Annotated in this window: 17 protein-coding genes; 5 read left to right on the top strand and 12 right to left on the bottom strand. The window is 74.2% G+C overall.

The genetic code is table 11. From position 1 onward, the window contains the following. Positions 1-25: 25 nt before the first annotated feature. The 7 genes from BLU82_RS32510 to BLU82_RS32540 form a co-directional block, all read right to left on the bottom strand. Positions 26-1,768, bottom strand: a complete 1,743-nt coding sequence (locus BLU82_RS32510) for an IucA/IucC family siderophore biosynthesis protein (RefSeq protein WP_092624930.1) — start codon at positions 1,766-1,768, stop codon at positions 26-28. Then, the gene (locus BLU82_RS32515; protein WP_092624931.1) at positions 1,765-3,054 is read right to left on the bottom strand and encodes a lysine N(6)-hydroxylase/L-ornithine N(5)-oxygenase family protein; all 1,290 of its coding nucleotides are present in this window, start codon (positions 3,052-3,054) and stop codon (positions 1,765-1,767) included. Before BLU82_RS32515 ends, BLU82_RS32510 begins: the two co-directional genes overlap by 4 nt. Continuing rightward, positions 3,051-3,620 (bottom strand): GNAT family N-acetyltransferase, encoded by a 570-nt coding sequence (locus BLU82_RS32520; RefSeq protein ID WP_092624932.1) that lies wholly within the window; start codon positions 3,618-3,620, stop codon positions 3,051-3,053. Before BLU82_RS32520 ends, BLU82_RS32515 begins: the two co-directional genes overlap by 4 nt. After that, on the bottom strand, positions 3,617-5,203 hold the full coding sequence (locus BLU82_RS32525; protein ID WP_172885751.1) for an IucA/IucC family siderophore biosynthesis protein: 1,587 nt from the start codon (positions 5,201-5,203) through the stop codon (positions 3,617-3,619). Before BLU82_RS32525 ends, BLU82_RS32520 begins: the two co-directional genes overlap by 4 nt. 545 nt (positions 5,204-5,748) lie before the next feature. Then, a complete protein-coding gene (locus BLU82_RS32530) occupies positions 5,749-7,200 on the bottom strand; it encodes a pyridoxal-dependent decarboxylase (protein ID WP_092624934.1) in 1,452 nt (483 codons plus the stop codon). Next, positions 7,197-8,585: a diaminobutyrate--2-oxoglutarate transaminase family protein gene (locus BLU82_RS32535; protein WP_231947644.1), complete on the bottom strand. Its 1,389-nt coding sequence runs from the start codon at positions 8,583-8,585 to the stop codon at positions 7,197-7,199. Before BLU82_RS32535 ends, BLU82_RS32530 begins: the two co-directional genes overlap by 4 nt. Positions 8,586-8,662: 77 nt before the next feature. Then, the gene (locus tag BLU82_RS32540; RefSeq protein ID WP_092624936.1) at positions 8,663-9,520 is read right to left on the bottom strand and encodes a DUF4190 domain-containing protein; all 858 of its coding nucleotides are present in this window, start codon (positions 9,518-9,520) and stop codon (positions 8,663-8,665) included. A gap of 162 nt (positions 9,521-9,682) precedes the next feature. On the opposite strand from BLU82_RS32540, the gene BLU82_RS32545 reads away from it, so the two are divergent. After that, entirely contained in the window at positions 9,683-11,050 is a 1,368-nt protein-coding gene (locus BLU82_RS32545; RefSeq protein WP_092624937.1) for a M14 family zinc carboxypeptidase, read from the top strand. A gap of 53 nt (positions 11,051-11,103) precedes the next feature. After that, the gene (locus BLU82_RS32550) at positions 11,104-11,997 is read left to right on the top strand and encodes an alpha/beta hydrolase (RefSeq protein WP_092624938.1); all 894 of its coding nucleotides are present in this window, start codon (positions 11,104-11,106) and stop codon (positions 11,995-11,997) included. A 148-nt stretch (positions 11,998-12,145) separates the two neighbouring features. Here the strand turns inward: BLU82_RS32550 and BLU82_RS35885 are convergent, their stop codons facing one another. Next, entirely contained in the window at positions 12,146-12,718 is a 573-nt protein-coding gene (locus BLU82_RS35885) for an ABATE domain-containing protein (protein ID WP_092624939.1), read from the bottom strand. A 99-nt stretch (positions 12,719-12,817) separates the two neighbouring features. On the opposite strand from BLU82_RS35885, the gene BLU82_RS32560 reads away from it, so the two are divergent. Beyond that, entirely contained in the window at positions 12,818-14,092 is a 1,275-nt protein-coding gene (locus BLU82_RS32560) for an MFS transporter (RefSeq protein WP_157741408.1), read from the top strand. Here BLU82_RS32560 and BLU82_RS32565 read toward each other — a convergent pair. Beyond that, positions 14,089-14,301, bottom strand: coding sequence for a hypothetical protein (locus tag BLU82_RS32565; RefSeq protein WP_092624941.1), 213 nt, complete (start codon positions 14,299-14,301; stop codon positions 14,089-14,091). The two genes, BLU82_RS32560 and BLU82_RS32565, sit on opposite strands and share 4 nt — an antisense overlap. A gap of 165 nt (positions 14,302-14,466) precedes the next feature. Then, positions 14,467-15,639: a hypothetical protein gene (locus tag BLU82_RS32570; protein ID WP_092624942.1), complete on the bottom strand. Its 1,173-nt coding sequence runs from the start codon at positions 15,637-15,639 to the stop codon at positions 14,467-14,469. A gap of 110 nt (positions 15,640-15,749) precedes the next feature. Between BLU82_RS32570 and BLU82_RS32575 the strand changes: the two genes are divergently transcribed. Together BLU82_RS32575 and BLU82_RS32580 are read left to right on the top strand one after the other, a co-directional pair. Next, entirely contained in the window at positions 15,750-16,445 is a 696-nt protein-coding gene (locus BLU82_RS32575; protein ID WP_092624943.1) for a VOC family protein, read from the top strand. A gap of 212 nt (positions 16,446-16,657) precedes the next feature. After that, a complete protein-coding gene (locus tag BLU82_RS32580; RefSeq protein WP_092624944.1) occupies positions 16,658-17,548 on the top strand; it encodes an arginase family protein in 891 nt (296 codons plus the stop codon). Here BLU82_RS32580 and BLU82_RS32585 read toward each other — a convergent pair. Both BLU82_RS32585 and BLU82_RS32590 read right to left on the bottom strand, forming a co-directional pair. Continuing rightward, the gene (locus tag BLU82_RS32585; protein ID WP_092624945.1) at positions 17,532-18,287 is read right to left on the bottom strand and encodes a MerR family transcriptional regulator; all 756 of its coding nucleotides are present in this window, start codon (positions 18,285-18,287) and stop codon (positions 17,532-17,534) included. The two genes, BLU82_RS32580 and BLU82_RS32585, sit on opposite strands and share 17 nt — an antisense overlap. Continuing rightward, positions 18,277-19,521, bottom strand: coding sequence for an MFS transporter (locus BLU82_RS32590; RefSeq protein ID WP_092624946.1), 1,245 nt, complete (start codon positions 19,519-19,521; stop codon positions 18,277-18,279). Before BLU82_RS32590 ends, BLU82_RS32585 begins: the two co-directional genes overlap by 11 nt. Positions 19,522-19,561 lie beyond the last annotated feature (40 nt).

Here is a 19,561-nt window from a genome sequence, read left to right on the forward strand (position 1 = left end):
CTCCCGCTCGCACGCTGGGTGCCGCCTAGTCCTCGGCGAACGAGGGGGAGAGGGGGTTGGGGACGGTGCCGACGGCGGAGATGACGGGGCGTTCGGGGTCGTCGGCGTAGCCGCGTTCGAACAGCCGGAGCCGGTTGAGGCACAGCTTCGGGAACGTCGGCGACTCGAGGTCGAACAGCGTGAACCGCTCGGCCAGCTCGCCGCGGAACCGGTCCTGGTAGGCCGCCAGCACCGAGCGGGCCGACCCCCAGAACGCCGCCTCGGGCACGTCCAGCCGGTCGGCGCAGATCTCCGCCAGATACCGGTACACGCAGATCAGCAGCCCGTTCTGCAGGTACTTCCGCAGCGTCTTGCCGTCCAGGACGACGTCGGCCAGCGCCGAACGCACGGCCGGCGGCAGGCCCGCGTGCTCCGGCAGCGACTCGGAGCAGATCGCGAGGTCGTCGACGAAGTCCTTGACGACCAGCCGCGTCGGCACGCCGTCACGGTGGACGATCATGCAGTTCTGCCCGTGCGGCGAGAACATCGCGCCGTACTTGTACAGCACGTGCAGCAGCGGCGGCAGCACGGCCGCGTGCAGCCGCGCCACCCACTCCGCCGCCGGCAGCCCGCTCCGCGCCACCAGCGCCTGCGCGAAGGAGCCGCCGGACGGGTCGACGTGCAGCAGCGCGGCCAGCGAGACGGCCTGTTCGCCGGGCCGGAGGTACGGCTGCACGGGCTCGCGCCAGATCGCCCCGAGCAGCTCGGTGTACTGGTACGGCACCCCCGGCAGGCCCGCGTACACCGGGTGCGCGACGCTGACGCCGGCCACCTCGCCGAGCAGGATCAGTCCGGTCTCGCGCAGGAACGCGTCGCCGCCGACGACCGACGACAGCCAGGACGTCAGCGCCGGCGCGGCCAAGGTGCGCTCGCGCGGGAGCCCGCGGTAGACCGACGTGTTGAGGATGGACAGCGGCAGCTTGAGGTAGCGCCGGGCCGGGTCGTCGAGGTCGGTCATGGTGCGGATGGCCAGCTGCGGCCGGTACCGCGCCGGACCCTCACCGAGGAACACCAGCTCGCCGCGGGCCAGTTGCGGCGCGTGCAGCGGCAGGATGCGGTGCTCCCACTGCCACGGGTGCACCGGCACGAACACGCAGGTCGAGGGGTCCAGCCCGCCCAGCTGCGCCCCGGCCCGCAGCGCCTCGAACGCCGCGTCGCCGACCTGCTCGCGCACCACCTGGTGGTGGTCCGGCCCGACGGCGTCCGCGACGGCCGGCGACGCGGCCAGCCACAGCAGCCGCACGTCGGCGCGCGCCTCCGGCGGATACGCCGCGAGGTCGCCGGCGCCGAACCCGACCCGGCCCTTGTTCGCGACGATCCACGGATGCCCGGTCAGCTCGGCCTCGACCAGCACCGGCTCGAGGTCGACGAGCTCGGCCGCCGGCCGGGCGGCCGCCAGCTGCCGCGCGTCCGTCAGCAGGGTCGACGACAGCTCCGCGACGGCGCCGGCGACGGTGGACGCCTCGGCTCCTGCGGCGCCCAGCACCGCGGTGAACACGGCGGCGGCGTCGGGCAGCGGCCCGCCGCCCTCGACCGTCAGCGACGACGGGTCCACCCGCCACCAGCCCAGCGCCCGCCGCGTCGCCCGTCCGGTCAGCGTCGCGCCCGGCAGCGGCACCGACACCGTGCCGGACAGCGTCAGGATCTCCTCGTAGCCGAACTCGGTGAGCAGCTTCGCGATCAACTCGCGGTTCGCCCGCTCCCATTGCTGCAGGTCAGGTGCGCTCATGCGGGCGGGCCTCCGAAGCTCTGGTAGACGGTGCGGTCGCGGACGGGGTAGACCTCGCGGCCGGCGAGCGCGTTGACGATGACGGAGTTGCGGTGCGCGCCGAGCCCGAGGTCGGGTGCGCCGACGCCGTGCGTGTGCAGCTCGGCGTTCTGCGCGAACAGCGTCGACGGCGCGCCGGAGGCCAGCGTCAGCCGGTAGTCCAGCGCGACCTCCGGCCGCCCGGCGTCGTCCAGTGCGACCAGCCCGGACGGCACCGGCAGCGGCGCCGGCTCGTGCCCCGTCCCCAGCACCACGACGTCGGTGTCGCGGGTGAACGCGCGGTCCTGGTCGCGGTGGTGCCAGCCGAGCCGCCAGCGCCGTCCGGGCAGCGGCGACGGCTCGATCGAGCGCAGCTCGCACGACCCCGCGTAGACGACCGGCGGGTCGGCGCGGTCGACCGTCGCCTCGTACAGCAGGTCGTAGATGCGTTCGCTGGTCTCGGCCGACAGGCCCTTGTAGAGCAGGTCCTGGCCGGCCCGGAGCTCGTCCCGGGTCGCCGGTGGCAGACCGTGGAAGTACGCCGTGTACTCGGGCGTGAAGTGCTCGAGCCCGAGCTTGGAGTACTCCATCGGCAGGAACCCGCGCGACCGCGTGAACCAGTCGACCGTCAGCCCGCCGGGCAGCCCGGCCTCGAGCAGGTCGGCGACGACCTCGCCGGCGCTCTGCCCGGACCCGACGACGGTGACGGCGGACGCGGTCACCGCCTTCTCGCGGTACGTCAGGTAGTTCTCGGTGTGGAAGACGTCCGCGCCCAGCACCTCGCGGGCGACGGCGGGGACGGACGGCCGGGTGCCGACGCCGAACACGACGGAGCGGGCCGTGTGCTGCGCGACGGCGCCGCCGGCGGTCTCGACGGTGACCCGCCAGCCGCCGCCGTCCGGCTCGACCGCCGTGACCCGCGTCCCGAACCGGCACGATGGCAGCGACTCGGCGACCCAGCGGGCGTACGCGTCGTACTCGGCCCGCGGCACGTGGAACCGCTCGTAGAAGTAGAACCGGTACAGCCGGCCGCGTTCGTGCAGGTAGTTGAGGAAGGACCACGGGCTGGTGGGGTCGGCCAGCGTCACGAGGTCGGCCAGGAACGGCACCTGCAGCGTGGTGCCCGGCAGCATGAGGCCGGGGTGCCAGGCGAACCGCGGCGCCGCCTCGAAGAACGCCGCGTCGACGTCGCCGACCGGGTCGAGCAGGGCCGCGAGGCCGAGGTTGAACGGCCCCAGCCCGACGCCGATGACGTCGTGGTGCGTCATGCCAGCACCCCCACCGCGGCGCGGTCGCCCGGCCAGCGCGCGTCGAACTCCGCCCGCTCACAGGCCAGGACGGCGGCCCGCTTCTCTGGCAGGTCGACCTCGCCCAGCGACGTCAGCCCGAGCCGGCGGCAGTAGGCCAGCATGCGCCCGTTGCGTACGTCGGGCTCGCAGACGGCGCGCTCGCCGCGGTTCAGCAGCCAGGCCAGCACGGCGCGTCCCATCAGCCGCGGCACGCCGGTGCCGAGCATCGACAGCGGCCCGACCAGCAGGTGGAACCCTTGATCGTCCGGGCGTGCGGGGTAGTGGGCGGCGAGGGCGTCCTCGGCCACGACGTAGGTCTCGACGTAGCCGAACGGGACCCCGCCGGCCGACACCAGCCACGGCCGCAGGTGCGTCAGCCCGGCCAGGTAGGCGTGGATCTCCGGTGTCGACACGCCCAGCTGCCACCACGGCACGACGTGCGAGCGGTTCATCCAGTCGTGGATCAGCTCGGTGTCGTCGGACGCCCGGACCGGCGTGAACGTCAGCTCGGTCGTCGCCCCTGGCAGCGTGACGGACCACGTCATAAGCCCACCCCCAGCAGCGGGTTCGGCAGCGTCACGTACACCGACTGGGTCGAGATGTCGCCGACCAGCTCGTCCATGTCGTGCGCCCTCGTCAGCAGGTTGGCCTTGCACGGCCAGCGCTCGTCGTCGAGCAGCCGGTCGAGCAGCGTGGCCGGGTAGCGCCCGCCGCGCGAGCGTTCCTCCGTCAGCACCCGGCGCAGGTGGCGCAGCAGCACGGTCTCGTCGACGCAGGGACCGAGCGCGTTGACGACGCCGAGCGTGAGGTTGACGAACAGGTAGTAGACCAGCCGCTCGTCGGCCAGGTCCTCCGGGAAGATCGACTCGGTGACCTCGCCCAGGCCGGGCACGACGGTGACGAGGTCGTCGTGCGCGGCGGCGCGGTGGAAGTAGCCCTGGCTGTCGCGGTACACGCCGCGCACCGGCCAGCCGTCGGTCAGCTCGACCAGCGTGTTCTGCTGGTGCGCCTCGAAGCACAGGCCGACGTCGAGGTAGAGCCGGACCAGCGACCGCACCACGACGTCGCAGAACCGGCCGAACCACTCGCGGGCGACGACGTGCTCGGCGCGGTGCTCGCGGCCGCTGATGGCCGCGATGATGGCGGCCAGCCGGCTGCTGCCGCCGTAAGGGTGGTCCTGGCAGAGCGTGGTGAGCGCGCTGACGTCGGAGGGGCCGTGGTGGTTCCAGCGGTTCTCCCGCAGCAGCACCGAGAACCCGTCCAGCGTGGCGCCGTCGCGGGCGACCGTGAGGTAGGCCGGATCCTGGACGAGGACGAAGTGCGGCGCGGCCTGCCTGGTGTGTTCGCCGATGACGGTGCGTGCCAGCGCCGCCGACTCCACGGCGCGGTCGAGCTCCTTCGGCAGCATCACCCGCATGGAGTTCGTCACGCGCACGTGCAGGCTGAACTTCAGCTGCCACGGCGCGTCGGCGCGGTACACCGTGCGCACCGACGTGGTGGGCAGGAACGGTGCGCCCCAGGCGCCGAGGTCGACGACAGCGCCGGTGTCGAACAGGTCCGCGGTGACGGGGTCGGCGGCCAGCCGGTCGGCCTCGTACGGGTGCGCCGGGATCAGGACCCGGTCTCCGCCGACGGCGTCGCGGGTCGCTCGCAGGGCGGCGTGGTCGACGGTGGGATCGTCGCGCAGCAGCGCCTCCGCCAGCTCCGGCGCCGGCGTGTCGAGGGCGCTGCCGTGCCGGACGAGGTCGCGGTCGACGGCCAGCCAGCGCAGCGCGAACCGGCCGCCGGTCTCGGGGGAGAACCGCAGCCGCTCGACGGCGCCCAGCTCGCCCCTGCTCTTCGGGGTCGGGTGCACCAGGTGCCCGAGCAGCAGCGCCTGCTCGGTCGCGGCGAACGGCAGCGGCTCGGCCGACCACAGCTGGTCGATCTCGTCCGCCCGGCCGTCGAGATACCCGGCGACCGCGGCGGCGCTGTCGAGGACCCGGGTGAGCAGCGGCTCGGTACGCAGCGCCGGCAGGGTGTCGGCGAGCAGGACGGCGAGCTGCGCCAACCCGACCGGCCGCGGCTCGGCGTCGGCGAGCTGGAGGAGCGCGGGCAGTTCCAGCTGGTGCCGGTAGGTCGCCGACACGCGGCGGACGCCGACCAGCAGGCGGGCGTTCCAGCGCGGCAGCGGGATGACGATGCGTGGTCCCGCGTTGTCGCCGGTCGTCGGGGAGTTTGTCGGTGGCTGACCGTAGAGTGAATGGCCCACCCGGCCGGGAGGGGCCTGCGCACCCGCGGCGTGAGTGTGACCGGTCGCCGAGCCTGCCGCGTTGCCGGTGCCCACGCCTGCCGCGTAGCCGGTGCTCGCGCCCGTGGCGTCTCTTGGACCTGCTCCTGTGGCGTGGTCGAGCGCGGTGCTCGTGCCCGCCGGATCGCCGGTCGTCGGGGAGTTTGTCGGTGGCTGACCGTAGAGTGAATGGCCCACCCGGCCGGGAGGGGTTCGCTCCGAGCTCGGCGACGAAGTCCGCTCCGAAGTCCGCTCCGAGATCGGCCCACCCAGGTCGCCGCCGGCAGGCTCGAACGTCCAGCCCGGCACCTCGCGCAGCCAGCACGCCAGCAGCGCGTGCGCCGTCGCGTCGTCGGCCGCCTGCGTGGGCGTGGGCGTCGGCGCGGCGGTCTCGAGCAGGCCGGTCACGCCGCCACCCCCACGGCGGCCGACGCCTCGGCGGAGATCGCGGCGAGCAGTGCGGCGACGTCGTCGTGGCTGGTCAGCGGGTTGGTGAAGGTGAGCTTCAGGGCGACGCGGCCGCGGTGACGGGTCCGGCCCACGACCGCCCGGCCCGACGCCAGCAGCCGCCGCTGCACGTCGACGTTCAGCTGGTCCAGCAGCGCCTCGTCGACGCCGTCGGGGCGGCAGCGGAACAGCACGGTCACCGTCTGCGGCGGCGCCACCAGCTCGAGGCCGGGACCGCGGCGGACCGCCTCGCCGGCCATCGCCGCGAGGTCGACCAGGTGCTCGACCAGCCCGGCCAGCCGCCGCCGGCCGGTGGCCCGCAGCGACACCAGGATCTTCAGCGCGTCGAACCGCCGCGACGTGTCCAGTGACCGGTCGACCAGGTTGAGGACGTCGTCGTCCTCGGTGCGGTTGAGGTAGTCGGCCGGCTCGCGCACACTGCCCAGCGACGCCGCGGCCCGGACCAGCAGCGCGCTCGCGCCGATCGGCTGCCACCAGAGCTTGTGCAGGTCGGCGGTGATGGAGTCGGCCCGCTCCAGCCCGGCGACCAGCGGCCGCAGCCGGTCGCTGAGCACCAGCGCCGACCCGACGGCCGCGTCGACGTGGAACCACGCGCCGCACGCGGCGGCACGGTCGGCCAGCGCGGTCAGAGGGTCGACGGCGCCGGTGTCGGTGGTGCCGGCGGTCCCGACGACGGCGATCGGCACGCCCCCGGTCTGGCCCAGCTGCGCAAGCGTCCGGTCCAGCGCGGCGACGTCCATGCGGCCGTCGTCGTCCGTGCCGACGGCGACGACGGCGTCGCGGCCCAGCCCCAGCACGGCGGCGGCCTGCCGGATGCTGACGTGCGCGCCGGCCGACGCGAGGATGCGCCACCGCGCGGCCCCGGCCGGCAGCCCGTTGACGTTCGCCCCACCGGCGGCGTGGTCGCGGGCGAGCAGCAGCCCGAGCAGGTTGGACGCCGTCCCGCCGGAGGTCAGCACCCCGGACGCGACCGCCGGCAGCCCGATCAGCGCGGCCAGCCGCCCGACCAGGCGGTCCTCGACGTACGTCGCCATCGGCGCCTGGTCGTAGGAGTCCATCGACTGGTTCGTCGCGGCGATCGCCACCTCCGCCGCGGCCGCCGTCAGCAGCGTCGGCGGGTGCAGGTGGGCGGCGCACCACGGGTCGGTGACCCGCGCGCCCTGCGCGAGCACCGTCCGGCCCACGTCCGCCAGCACCTCGCCGAGCGGCTCGGCGTCGTCCGGCAGGGGCTCGATGGCGGCGGCCGACTCGCGCAGCCGCGCCGGCCCGGCCGACGGGAACGGGCCACGCTCGTCCGTCGCGGCCAGGACGGCGAGCACCTCGGCGACGGCGTCGCGCAGCGCGTCGTGCGCCGCCGGGCTGCCGTCGAGGAAGAACGGCGCGCTCACCGCTCGGACCCGTCGTCGGCGTGGACGGCCCGCAGCGCCGCGCCGAACGCGTCGATCACGCGGTCGATCTCCTCGTCGGTGATGACCAGCGGCGGCAGGAACCGGACGACGGCGTCGTGCGTGCCGCCGACCTCGACGATGACGCCGCGCTCCAACATCGCGCGCTGGACGCGGCCGGCCAGCCAGCCGTCCGGTACCGGGACGCCGTCGGCGTCGACCACGCCCGGATCGACCAGCTCGGCGCCGGACATCAGGCCGCGGCCGCGCACGTGCCCGACCCGCGGGTCGTCCGCGGCGACCGTGAGCAGTCCTTCGGTCAGACGGCGGCCGGCCTCGCGGGCCCGCTGCGCCAGCCCGGCGCGGACCACCTCACGGATCGTCGCCGCGCCCGCCGCCAGCGCCAGCGTCTGCCCGCGGAACGTGCCCGCGTGCGCGCCCGGCTGCCAGCCGTCCAGCTCGCCACGGTGGACGACGACCGCCAGCGGCAGGCCGCCGCCGATCGCCTTCGACAGCACCAGGACGTCCGGGTCCAGCCCGATCGCGTCGCTGGCCCACAGGTCGCCGGTGCGGCCGAGCCCCGTCTGCACCTCGTCGGCGATGAGGACGGTGCCGGCGGCCCGGGTGCTGCGCCGGACGGTGGCGGCGAACGTCGCGGGCATGGGGTGCACGCCGCCCTCGCCCTGCACCGGCTCGGCGATGACGGCGGCCGGCGTCGCGATGCCGCTGAGGTCGTCCGCCAGTGCCCACTCGACCAGGCGGCCGGCCATCGCCGCGCCGTCCTCCAGGCCGAAGGGCGAGCGGAACGCCGTCGGAAACGGCAGGTGGTGGACATCGGGCAGCAGCGTGCCCAGCGGTTCCTTCACCGCTTTGCGGCCGGTGAGCGCGAGCGTGCCCTGCGTCATGCCGTGGTAGGCGCCGCCGAACGCGACCAGGCCGGACCGGCCGGTGGCGGTGCGGGCCAGCTTGACCGCCGCTTCGACGGCGTCGGCGCCGGTCGGGCCGCAGAACAGGATGCGCCCGTCGCGCAGGTGCTCGGGCAGGACGGCGAACAGCTGCTCGACGAACCGGTCCCGGACCGGCGTCGGCAGGTCCAGCGTGCTCAGCGGCGCATGGTCGTCGAGCACGTCGCGCAGCGCCTGGACGACGACCGGGTGGTGGTGGCCGAGGGCCAGCGCGCCGGCGCCGGCGAGGCAGTCGAGGTACTCGCGGCCGTGGTGGTCGCGGACGGTGGACCCTTCGGCCGACGCGAGCGCGACGGGCAGCCGACGCGGATAGGAGCGGGCGGAGGATTCTCGGCGGCGCTGGCGTTCCAGCAGGTCATCGGCGGTTTCGGCGGTTCCGGTTGCTGGTGGTTCGGCGAGCCTGAGACCCTCGTGGTACGCCACGGGCGCGGTCCTTTCACGGGGAATGATCGACAGTCAACTAGGTTTGCCTAACCTAACTCAGACTGCAAGCGATCTGGTCAGACCCCCGGGATCGGCGCGACCCCCGGCACCGTCACGTCCTGCGGGTCGTAGGCGATGCAGACGGCGGTCCGCTGCTCCGGCCACCCGTACTCGAGCGGATAGACGTAGATGTAGCCGACGATCGCGTCGGTGCTGACGGTGCTCGGCGGGTTCGTCCTCATCTCGTCCCGGCAGCGGCGGTCGGTCTCTTGACGCGCCGCCGGCTGCCCCGGGTAGGCACGGGCCTCGTCGCCGGTCCCGTCGCCGAGCTGGAAGACGGCGTAGATCTCGCCCTCGTGCGGGCCGGTGCACGGCACCACCGGCAGGTCGGCGGGCCTCGGCAGGTCGTCCGCATCGAGCCCGCTCAGCCCGTCGACGCACTCTCCGTCGGCGCGATCGGCCCACGAGACGCGCTCGCCGTCGTCGCGCAGGACCTGGGTCGGAGTGCCGCCGAGCACCAGGACGGCCGTCCACACGCCCGCTGCCACCATGCCGACGATGGCGTGCCAGCGGCCGTCCTGCCTCCGCTCGGCGACCTGGCCGAGCGCGATGACGCCGAAGATCAGCGCCAGCGGGATCAGCGGGAGCAGGCCGCACACCAGCGCGGCGATCGCGAACCCGTTCGTCCCGGGCGTCCGCTGATCGGGCGTCCACGGCGGCTGGCCGCCGCCCGGTGCGGGGCCGGTTGTCGGGAACGGCCCCTGATGCTGCGGGTACGGCCGGTATGGGGGGTGCGACCAGTCGGCACGCGAGCCCGCGGCCGCGTCGGACGGTCCCGGTGCGCCGGCTTCGTGGTCAGGCAGCCGGGTCCAGCCGGCGGACGGACCCCGGCGCGAGCCCTCCTCGGACGACGTCGGCGCGGCGGGCTCGGACATGGGGGCACGGTAGCGCCGGGCCCGGACTCAACGCGCGCTCGGCTCGGTCGCCACGTGACATGCCATACCTCTCGTGCGAAACGTCACAAAACGATAACCTCGGCGGACATCGGTCGATCTTGACTGGTCCTGCCCTGTCGGTCTGCGGAGAGGAACGCGTTCATGAGACGTACCGGTCACTCCCGTTCGAGTCGTCGCACCGTCATGCTGGCCGCGGCCGCCGTCCTGGCCGTCCCCGCGGCCGCCGTCCCCACCGCCGTGGGCGCGGCGTCGCCGTCGGCGTCGTCCACCGCGACCGCCGACCTACCCAGCGGCAACACCGCCTACCGGACGCTGGCCGACTACGAGGCCGACCTCGCTGAGCTGGTCGCCGACCACCCCGACCTCGTCAAACCGATCACGCTGCCCTACCCGACGACGTCCGGGCGCACCGTCCGCGGCGTCGAGATCAGCACGAACGTCAACGCCGACGACGGCAAGCCCACCTTCGTCGATGTCGGCATGCACCACGGCAACGAGTTCCCGAGCGGCGAGCTGACCATGGAGTTCGCCATCGACCTCGTCCAGCGCGCCGCCGCCGGCGACCGTTCGGTGACCCGGCTGCTGGACCGCGCCCGCGTCGTCGTCGTGCCGATCGTCAACGTCGACGGGTTCGTCCGCGGCCGCCGTCAGACCGACACCAACACCGACATGAACCGCAACTACGGCCTGGGCTGGCTGCCGATCTCCACCGGCGGCGCGGCCGCGTGGTCCGAGCCGGAGACGCGGAACATCGAGTGGCTGCTGTCGACCCGGCAGGCGACGGTGTTCAACACCCAGCACACCTGCATCCAGGTCGTCCTGTACCCGCCGCTGCAGCTCGCCGCCGGCCCTGCCCAGGACGTCGACCGGCTGCACGCCCTCGCGTCCGAGGTCGCGTCGATCTATGGCCCGGGCTACAAGGCGCTGCCGTCGGCGGAGGACTACGAGACGACCGGCGAGGCGATCGACTGGGCCTACTACGCCACCCGCGGGCTCGCGCTCACCACCGAGACGTGCCCCGACGCGGGTGTCGCGCGGACCTATGAGACGCAGGTGCTCGACGTGTACGACGAGCACCGCGATGCGATGACGACCATGCTCGCGACCGCCGCCGACCCCGCCCAGTACGCCGTCATCGACGGCAAGGGGCCGAAGGGCGCCGTGCTGCGCATCACCAAGGCGTTCGACATGTACACCAGCCCCTACGCCCAGCCCGACGGCGCCACCCGGCCGTCGTCGTTCACGACCACGCTGACGTCGGATCTCACGCTCGGGCGGAACGGCAAGTTCGAGTGGGCCGTGAACCCGTCGTACCGGCCGATCCCGGCGTACCAGGAAGACGGGATCCACGGGTTCCAGACCGGGTTCTACGAGGAGCCGTGGATCCTGACCTGCGAACGCCCCGACGGCACCGTCCTCCAGACCGTCCCCGTCAACGTCGACCTCGGCGAGACGGTCACCGTCGACCTCAAGCAGTGCCGCCGCGACTTCCACCGGTCGCGGCCGTAGGTCAGCAGCTTTCGACCCTCCGTGGTCATGGGCCGGCGTGCGAGCGTCGGCCCATGACCACGTTTCCCGTCGTGTTCGAGAGCAACGGCACGCTGCTGGCCGGCCGCGTGCACCGTGCCGGCGACGACCTGCTGGAGCGGCAGCCGGCCGTTCTCGTGACCGGCTCCTGGCTGACCGTCAAGGAACAGATGGCCGACCGGTACGCCGCCGAACTGGCCGCCCGCGGGTACACCGCCATCACGTTCGACTTCGCCGGCTTCGGCGAGAGCGGCGGCGAGCCCCGTCAGTTCGAGCTGCCGAGCCGCAAGATCGCCGACATCGTCGCGGCCGCCCGGTTCGCCTCGTCGCTGTCGTTCGTCCGGCCCGGCGGCCTCGGCTACGTCGGGGTGTGCGCGAGCGCCCAGTACGCGCTGGCGGCGATCGGTTCCGGCGCGCCTGTGACGTCGTTCGCCGGCGTCGCCGGCTGGTTCCACGACACCGAGTCGGTCGCCCCGTTCTACGGCGGCCCCGACGGCGTGCGGCTGCGTCTGGATCGGGCGGCCCTCGCGTTGGAGGAGCTCCGCCGCGACCGCACCGTCGTGACGGTGCCCGCCTATGCCGCCGGGTCCGACCGCGCCGGCATGTCCCTGGAGATGGACTACTACGCCAACCCGGCCCGCGGCGCCGTGCCGTCCTGGCGCAACGAGATGGCCGAGGCGTCGTGGCTGCCGTGGCTCACGTTCGACGGCCTGTCGGCGGCTGACGTCGTGGCAGCACCGACGCTGTTCGTCCACTCGGACGACTGCGTGTTCCCGTCGCACGTCGAGGCGCTGCGGTCGCGGCTGCGCGGGCCGGTGTCGGTCGCATGGGGTTCGGGGTCGCAGACCGACTTCTACGACCAGCCGGCCCAGGTCGCCTTCGCCGTCGAGGCGTTGGACGCGCACTTCGCGAAGACGCTGCCCGCCTGACGGTCCGGCGGCCGGCGATGGCGCGGACGTCGTCGTGGACGCGGCTGCGGCGCCCGCTTTGACAGCCGCTCCGACAGCCGCTCCGACAGCCTCCGTCCGTGCTGCCAGCCCGGCGCGCCGGAACAGCGGCCGGCCGTCGCTCCGGGGCTCAGCCGCCGTCGGCGTCGTCAGCGGAACCGTGAGCGGCGTAGTAGCGGCGCGACTTGTCGCGGCTGCCGCAGGTGGCCATGCTGCACCAGCGGCGCAGGCCGTTCTTGCTGGTGTCGAGGAACAGCCAGTGGCACGACGGGCAGTCGCCGAGGCGGTGCAGCGGTCCCCGCGTGAGCAGCCCGATCGCCGACGCCGCGACCTCCCAGATCAGCACCCGCAACGTCTGCGGCTGCGCCCACGACACCCGGAAGGTCTCGCCGTCGTCGACGAAGCGGCCGCGCGCGATGCCCTCCGTGTGCAGGCCGTGCACCACGTCGAGATCGTCCGGCGCCGGCCGTTCGCCGTGCGCCAGCGGCTGGAACACCCGGAACACCGTCTCGCGCAGGTCGCGGGCGACCGGGAGCGCGAACCGCAGGCTCGGATCGCCGTCGACGGGGTGCCCGGCGGCGCGCGCCCACGTCACGACCTCCTGCGGCGACGCCAGCCAGTCGCGCCGGGCGACCGGGCGCGCGTTGACGGTGTTGGCGAAGTCGAGGCAGAGCGCGTTGCCGACCAGTTCGACGTCGGTCATGCGGCCCAGAATATCTCACCGTTCATCAGGCGTTGACAGGTAAGAACGACCTGTGCCAGAACTACAACCAGCAAAACGCCGATGAAGGGTGAGAATCCGATGCGTGCGCTCCCGGTGTCGTTGGGCCGGTCGTTCAACGGGCTGTGGTTCGGCACCGGGGCGGCGAATCTCGGCGACGGCATGGCGCTGTTCGTGCTGCCGTTGCTGGCGATCGCCGTCGACGCGTCCGCCGGTGGCGTCGCCGCGGTGACGGCGGCTCTGACGCTGGCGTGGCCGGTGTTCGGGCTGCACGCGGGCTGGATCGTCGACCGCGTCGACCGGCGGGCGCTGCTGACCACGGTGAACGTGGTGCGCGGACTGGTGCTGGGCGGGGTGACGGCCGCCTTCCTGACCGACGCGCTGTCGCTGCCGCTGATCCTGGTCGCCGCGGTGCTGCTCGGTGTGGCCGAGACGCTGGTGGACACCGCGCTGACCTCGACCATCCCACTGGTGGTCGAGCCGGTCGGGCGCAGCCGCGCGAACGCGCGCATCGAGGCGACCATCAACGTGGCGAACCAGCTGGCCGGCCCGCCGCTCGCCGGCCTGCTCGCCGGCGCGACGCTGGCCCTGGCCACCGGCGCCAGCGCGGCCCTCTACCTCGTCGCCGTCGCCGGGGTGCTCATGATGACGCTGCGCCGCCCGCAGCCCGACGCGCCTGCCGAAGCGAGCGCCGTGCCCGCCGGGCGGCGGCGGGGCGAGCTGGTCGCCGGGTTCCGGTTCCTGTGGCGCCAGCCGGTCGTGCGGATCCTGACGTTGTTCACGGCGGCCATGAACGTCGTCTGGGCGGTGGCGACCGCGCTGCTCGTCGTCTACGTCGTCGAGCCGGGACCGCTGGGGTTGACGGCCGCGCAGTACGGGCTGCTGCTGACGGCGATGGCGGTCGGCGGGCTGATCGCGTCGGTGCTGGTCGAGCCGCTGCGCCGGTGGGTCGGCACCACCCGCCTGATGATCGCCGACGCCGTCGGGACGGTGCTGTTCGTGGCGCCGGTCGCGTTCGACGCCGGGATCTGGGCGGTCGCGGGCGGCGCCGTCGTCGCGGGGGCGGGGTCGAGCATCTGGCGCATCCTCGCGGGCACGATCCGGCAGAACCTGTCGCCGCCGGAGCTGCTCGGCCGCATCTACTCGGCGTCGCGGATGATCAGCTGGGGCGTCATCCCGGCGAGCGCCGCCCTGGCCGGCGTCATCGCGGAGGTGTGGGGGCTGCGGACGGCGTTCGTGGCGGCGACGGCGCTCGGCGTGGCGGTGCTGGCGGCGTTCGTGCCGTTCGCGCTCCGGACCGACCTCGCCGCCGCCGTCCGGGGTCCGGCCGACGACGCGGTCCCGGCTGCGTCCTAGCGGCCCGTCGTCCGGTCCGAGCCGACAACGCGAATGCCGTACTGGTCGATGACGTGCGTGGTGTGGCCGTACTTGTCGGCATGTCCCTGGGCCACGTGCTCAGCGCTGCCATAGGAGGAGAACCTGCGGCCGGCCTTCTTGCAGACCGGGCAGAACGCCCGGTACGACGGCGCCGGGCGCGCGTCAGTGCTCTGGCCCTCAGAGGGCACCGGTCTCACCCCTGATCCTTCAACCGAGCCGCGTCCATCGTGTCCCTCCAGTCCTCTCGAACAGCGGGACGACCGTTCACCGGTGCCATCGCTCGACGGCCCGGAATGGACGCGGGCGGGCGCCGGCGATCATCGGTGGAGTCAGCCGGCGCGCGCTCCGAAGGCCTACTCGGCGAACGCCGGGTAGAGGCGGGGCGGTGGCGCGCCGGCATCGGGCCAGCGCCGCACCATCGCCTCGGCCAGCTCGGCGGACCAGAGCGCGAGGTCGGGCAGGGCGCCGGCGCGAGCCGCGAGCCGCCGGAACACCCCGAGCTGCTGCACCAGCTGAGCCCGCCGCCGCCAGCTGTCGTACACCGACTGGTCCGGCCGCGCGAGGAGTGGAAGGCGGGTCACGCGGCCGGCCAACGCGGCGGCCGCGCCGACCGCGAGCATCTCGTCGTACGCCGGCCACGCGTCGGCCGGCAGCGAACCCGCCAGCACGCCCCGGTACGCGCGGTCGGCGTCGGCGACGACGCCGGCCGGCAGGATCGACCAGTTCGGGCTGTGGTGCGGAAACGGATAGTGCAGGAACGAGACGTCGGGGCCGAGATGCCCGTATCGGCTGCCTTCGAAGTCGACCAGCCGCACGCCGTGCTCGGTGACGAGTGCGTTGGTCGGGTTGAGGTCGTCGTGCACCAGGGCCGCGAAGGCGCCCGGGTCGTCGAGCTGCGAGCGGACGAGCGCGACGTCGGCCCGCGCCGTCCGGGCGTCCGGGAGGCCGAGGTCCGCGCACGCCTCCTCGACGACACGCCAGCGGCGGATGCCGCCGATCCCCGTGCTGCCGCCCGTCGTCACGTCGGCCGCGCCGAACTCGGCCAAGGCCGCCTCGTGGTCGGCGCGGCGCCCCAACGTGCTCGCGTGCAGCCGCCCGACGGCGCGGCCGTACTCCACCATCGCCGCGGCCGCACGGTCCCGGTCGTCCCCGAGGAGCACCTGCTCGAGCGTCGGCCACGTCCCGAGGTCGGACTGCACGACGACACCGGCCTCGTCGTCGGCGAGGATCACCCGCGCGGCGACGTCGCTTCGTCCGAGCGTCCGCAACCCGGCGATCTCGCGCCGCAGGTACGCCGGCCCGCCGTGCCCGTCGCCGTCCACCCGCCTCGTCTTCACGATGACCGTGCGACCCGGGCCGTCGTCGCCGCCCAGACCGGGCAGCTCCCGATCGAACACCAGCCGCGTCACCGGCGCCCAGGCGTGGCCGACGCCGTCCGCCTCCAGGACGACCGGTCGTCGCCCGCAGATCGCGGACAACCCGTCCAGCACGACGTCGCGGCGCGCAGGCGTCAGCGGATGATGCACGCTCGGGCTCCCAGGGTGCCGACGATGGTCGGTCCGTAGCGTAACGACGCGGCCCGCGACGCCGGCGTCGTCCGGCCCACACTGTCGGACCCGCGTGCGAGCATGGCCGGATGGACGACACCGCGCGACCACTGCGCCGGCCCGAGGCGTCGGCCGCCGTCGAGCATCTGGGCTGGCGGTACCTCCTGGCGCGCTTCCACACCGGCGTGGCGGTGGGGTCGCCGGCCGAGGCGGTCGACGTGACGGCGACGGCCGTCCGCGCGGCGGGTCCGGCGGCCGAGGGTCACCTGCGCGCCGACCTGCGGCCGGGACGCGTGCTGCTCAGCCTGCAGGACGCCGCACTGGCGAACGTCACCAGCGTGGACGTCGACGCCGCGGCGCGCATCACGACGGCGCTGCTGGCGGCCGGGCGCGAGGCCGACCCCGCGGTCGGCGGGCGGCCGCGGTCGGAGCAGGCGCTGGAGCTCGCCATCGACGCGCTGGACATCCCCGCCGTCCGGCCGTTCTGGAAGGCCGTGCTCGCGTACGACGACGAGCCCGGGCTGGACGGCCCCACGGACGCGCTGGTCGATCCTCTCGGCCAGGGTCCGGCGGTCTGGTTCCAGCAGATGGACGAGCCGCGGCCGCAGCGCAACCGCATCCACTTCGACCTCTGCGTCCCGCACGACGAGGCCCGGCGACGGCTCGCAGCGGCGCTCGACGCGGGCGGGCGGCTGGTGAACGACGGGCGCGCGCCGGCGTTCTGGGTGCTGGCCGACGCCGAGGGGAACGAGATCTGCATCTGCACGTGGCAGGGGCGGGACTGATGCGATGACGACGCCTTGCTGGTGGGACGACGACGGTGCGGCGGCGGTGGCGGGTGTGAGGCGGCCGGTGCGAGGCGGAGTCGGCCGTGGTGCAACGCGCGCTATCGGCCGGTACCCCGAGGTGATGCGATGACCGTGCTGGGGTTGGTCGGGGTGCCGTCGGGCGTGGCGGCGCGTTGGCCGGTGCACGTGGCAGGGTCGGGGCTGGTGCGATGACGACGCTGGGGTTGGTCGGGGTGCCGTCGAGTGTGGCGGCGCACTGGCCGGGTCAGGAGCGGGCGCCGGCGGTGCTGCGGGCCGCCGGGCTGGTGGAGCGGCTGCGGCAGTCCGGCCACGAAGTGCACGATCACGGCGACCGCCCGGTCCGGCGCTGGGCCGCGCACCCGGCGGCCGGTGAGCCGAACAACGTCGGCGGCGTCATCGAGGTGCTCGACGACGCCCGCGCGGCCGTCGCCGCCGTCATCGAGGCCGGCGAGACACCGGTCGTCGTCGGGGGAGAGTGCACGCTGACCATCGCCGTCATCAGCGCGTTCGCCGCCGCCGGGCAGGACGTCGGGCTCGTCTACGTCGACGGCGGGCAGGATCTCCAGACGCCGGCCGACCACCCGCACGAACCGATCGCCGACGGCATGGGCGTCGCGCACCTGCTCGACCTCCCCGGCACCGCGCCCGCGCTGAGCGGCTTCGGTCCGCGCCGTCCGCTGCTCACCGCCGACCAGGTCTGCTTCTTCGGGTACGCCGACGATGAGGAGGACGTGCACGGGCGGGTGCCCAGCTGGCGCTTCCCCGTCGCGTCGGTCGCGCCCGACCCGCCCGCCGCCGCCCGGCTCGCGCTCGCCGCCGTCACGTCGGTGACCAGCCGGTTCGTCGTGCACCTCGACGTCGACGTCGTCAACTTCCTCGACCTCCCGGCCGCCGACGTGCCGCAGTACCGGGGCCTCACGCTGGCCCAGGTGACCAGCGCGGTGACGGTCATGGCGGGCCACCCCGGGTTCGCCGGCCTGGTGCTCACCGAGTTCAACCCCGACCACGGCGAACCCGACGGCTCCACGGCCGGGCGACTCGCTGAGGCCGTCGCCGCGGTGTTCAGGCCGGCGCGCTGAGCCGCGACTCCACCAGCGCCAGCACCCGCCGCTGCGCCTCGTTCAGCACGTCGCCGGTGTACGCCGAGAGCAGCGGCGCCACCGCATCGAGATCGAGCTCGTCGTCGCTCGCGGCCTGGAACTCCGCCGCGATGGGCGCGACCATCGCCGCGAGGTCGTCGGCCAGCCGCTCGATCTCGGCGTCGTCGCTGCCGGGACCCAGCGCGTCCATGCGCGCGTAGAGCGTCCGGCTCGCCGCCACGACGTCCGGGGCGGTCATCCGCTCGTACAGCTGGGACAGCCGCGGCAGGTTCTCTTCTCCGACAAGATGCGCGACGAGGATCGTCTGCTCGCGGTCGATCCGGGCCAGCGTGGCCGGCGCGTCGGCGTCGGCCCACGCCGCGAGGTGCCGGGCCAGCTCGTGCGGTAGGTCGGGCGCGGCGCGGTCGCGACGCAACTCCGCGACGACGGCCCGGCGTGCCTCCAGCCGCTGGATCTGCCCCGCCAGCTCGTCGTCCAGCTGATCGAGCAGTTCGACGGCGTCGGCGTCGGGCTGGTCGAGCAGACCCGGCAGCGCGGCCAGCGGGAAGCCGAGCGCCGTCAGCCGCTTGATCCGCAGCACCCGGATGAGGTGGTGCACGTCGTACGCGCGGTACCCGTTCGCCTTCCGCGGCGGCTCGTCGAGCACCCCGACCTGGTGGTAGTGCCGCAACGCGCGGACGGTGACGCCGGCCAGCGCGGCCAGCTCGCTACTGCGCACTCATGGACACCTCCTCGGACGGCGCGGTCGTGGAATCAACGGTACGCAGCGCCTGTGAACGTAGTGCGACGATCGCCGTCACCAGCCACACCGCGGCCACCGCGACCGCCGCCACCCGCACGGAGCCGTACTCGGTGAGGACGGCCGCGAGCATGATCCCGGCCGGCGGCGCGGCCGTCGTGACGGCGTTCTGCGTGCCCATGACGCGGCCGCGGAACGCCTCGGGCACCCGCTCGATCATCAGGACGCCGAGCAGGCTGCCGGACACCCCGCTGAACGCGCCCACCAGGAACGCGCCCGCGAACACCGTCCATGGCGCCACGAGGCCGGCGACGACGGCGAACCCGCCGGCCGTCCCGACGGTGCCGATGACCAGCCAGAACCGCTGCGACGCCCGAGGCCCGGCCACCGCGTACGTCCCGGCGCCGAGCAGCATGCCCGCGGCGATCGCGGTGAGGACGAACCCGACCTGCTCCGGGCGACCGGCGTCGAGGAAGTACACCGGCAGGACGAGTCCCTGCAGCGCGGCCAGGACGAACACCGACGTGACGGCGATCAGGGTGACGGTCGCGAGGAACCGCGACCCGGCCAGCACCCGCCAGCCGGCGACGAACTGCCGCCAGGACGAGCCCGCGGGTCCAGCGGCGCTGCAGGCCGCGTCGATGACGCCGACCCGATGCGGGATCGCCAACGTGATCAGCGCCGCGCCGAGCGACGTCGCCGCCGTCAGCCACAGGACCGTCGACCCGTCGAACAGTGCCATCAGCGTTCCGGCCGCCGCCGGCCCGGCCAGCAGCGCGACGGCGCCCAGTGCCTCGCGGGCGCCCATGAGCCGCTCCGCGGCGACGCCGCTGTGCCGCACGATCGCCGGCAGCAGCGCGTCGCGCGCCGTCATCCCCGGCACGTCGCCGAGCGAGCCGATGATCCCGAACAGCACGAACCAGCCCAGCTCCAGCCCGCTGACCGCGTCGACGAGGGGGAGCGCGGCGACCGCCCCCGCCGAGACCAGGTCCGTGACCACCGACGACGTGCGCCGGTTGATCCGGTCGATCACGACGCCCATGAACAGGCCGGCCAGCACCGCGGGCACCGCCGTCGCCGCGGCCACCCAGCCGGCGCCGAGCGCGCTGCCGGTGGTCTGCAGCACGATCAGCGGTAGCGCGACGCCGGCGACGGAGTTGCCGAGCAGGCTCAGCGTGTAGGACGCGAGGTACGCGACCGGGATCAGCCTCATGCCTCCAGCGAAAACTATGACGTCGCGTCGGGGTCAAGCC

Source organism: Jiangella sp. DSM 45060, from assembly GCF_900105175.1.
Classification (GTDB): Bacteria; Actinomycetota; Actinomycetes; order Jiangellales; family Jiangellaceae; genus Jiangella.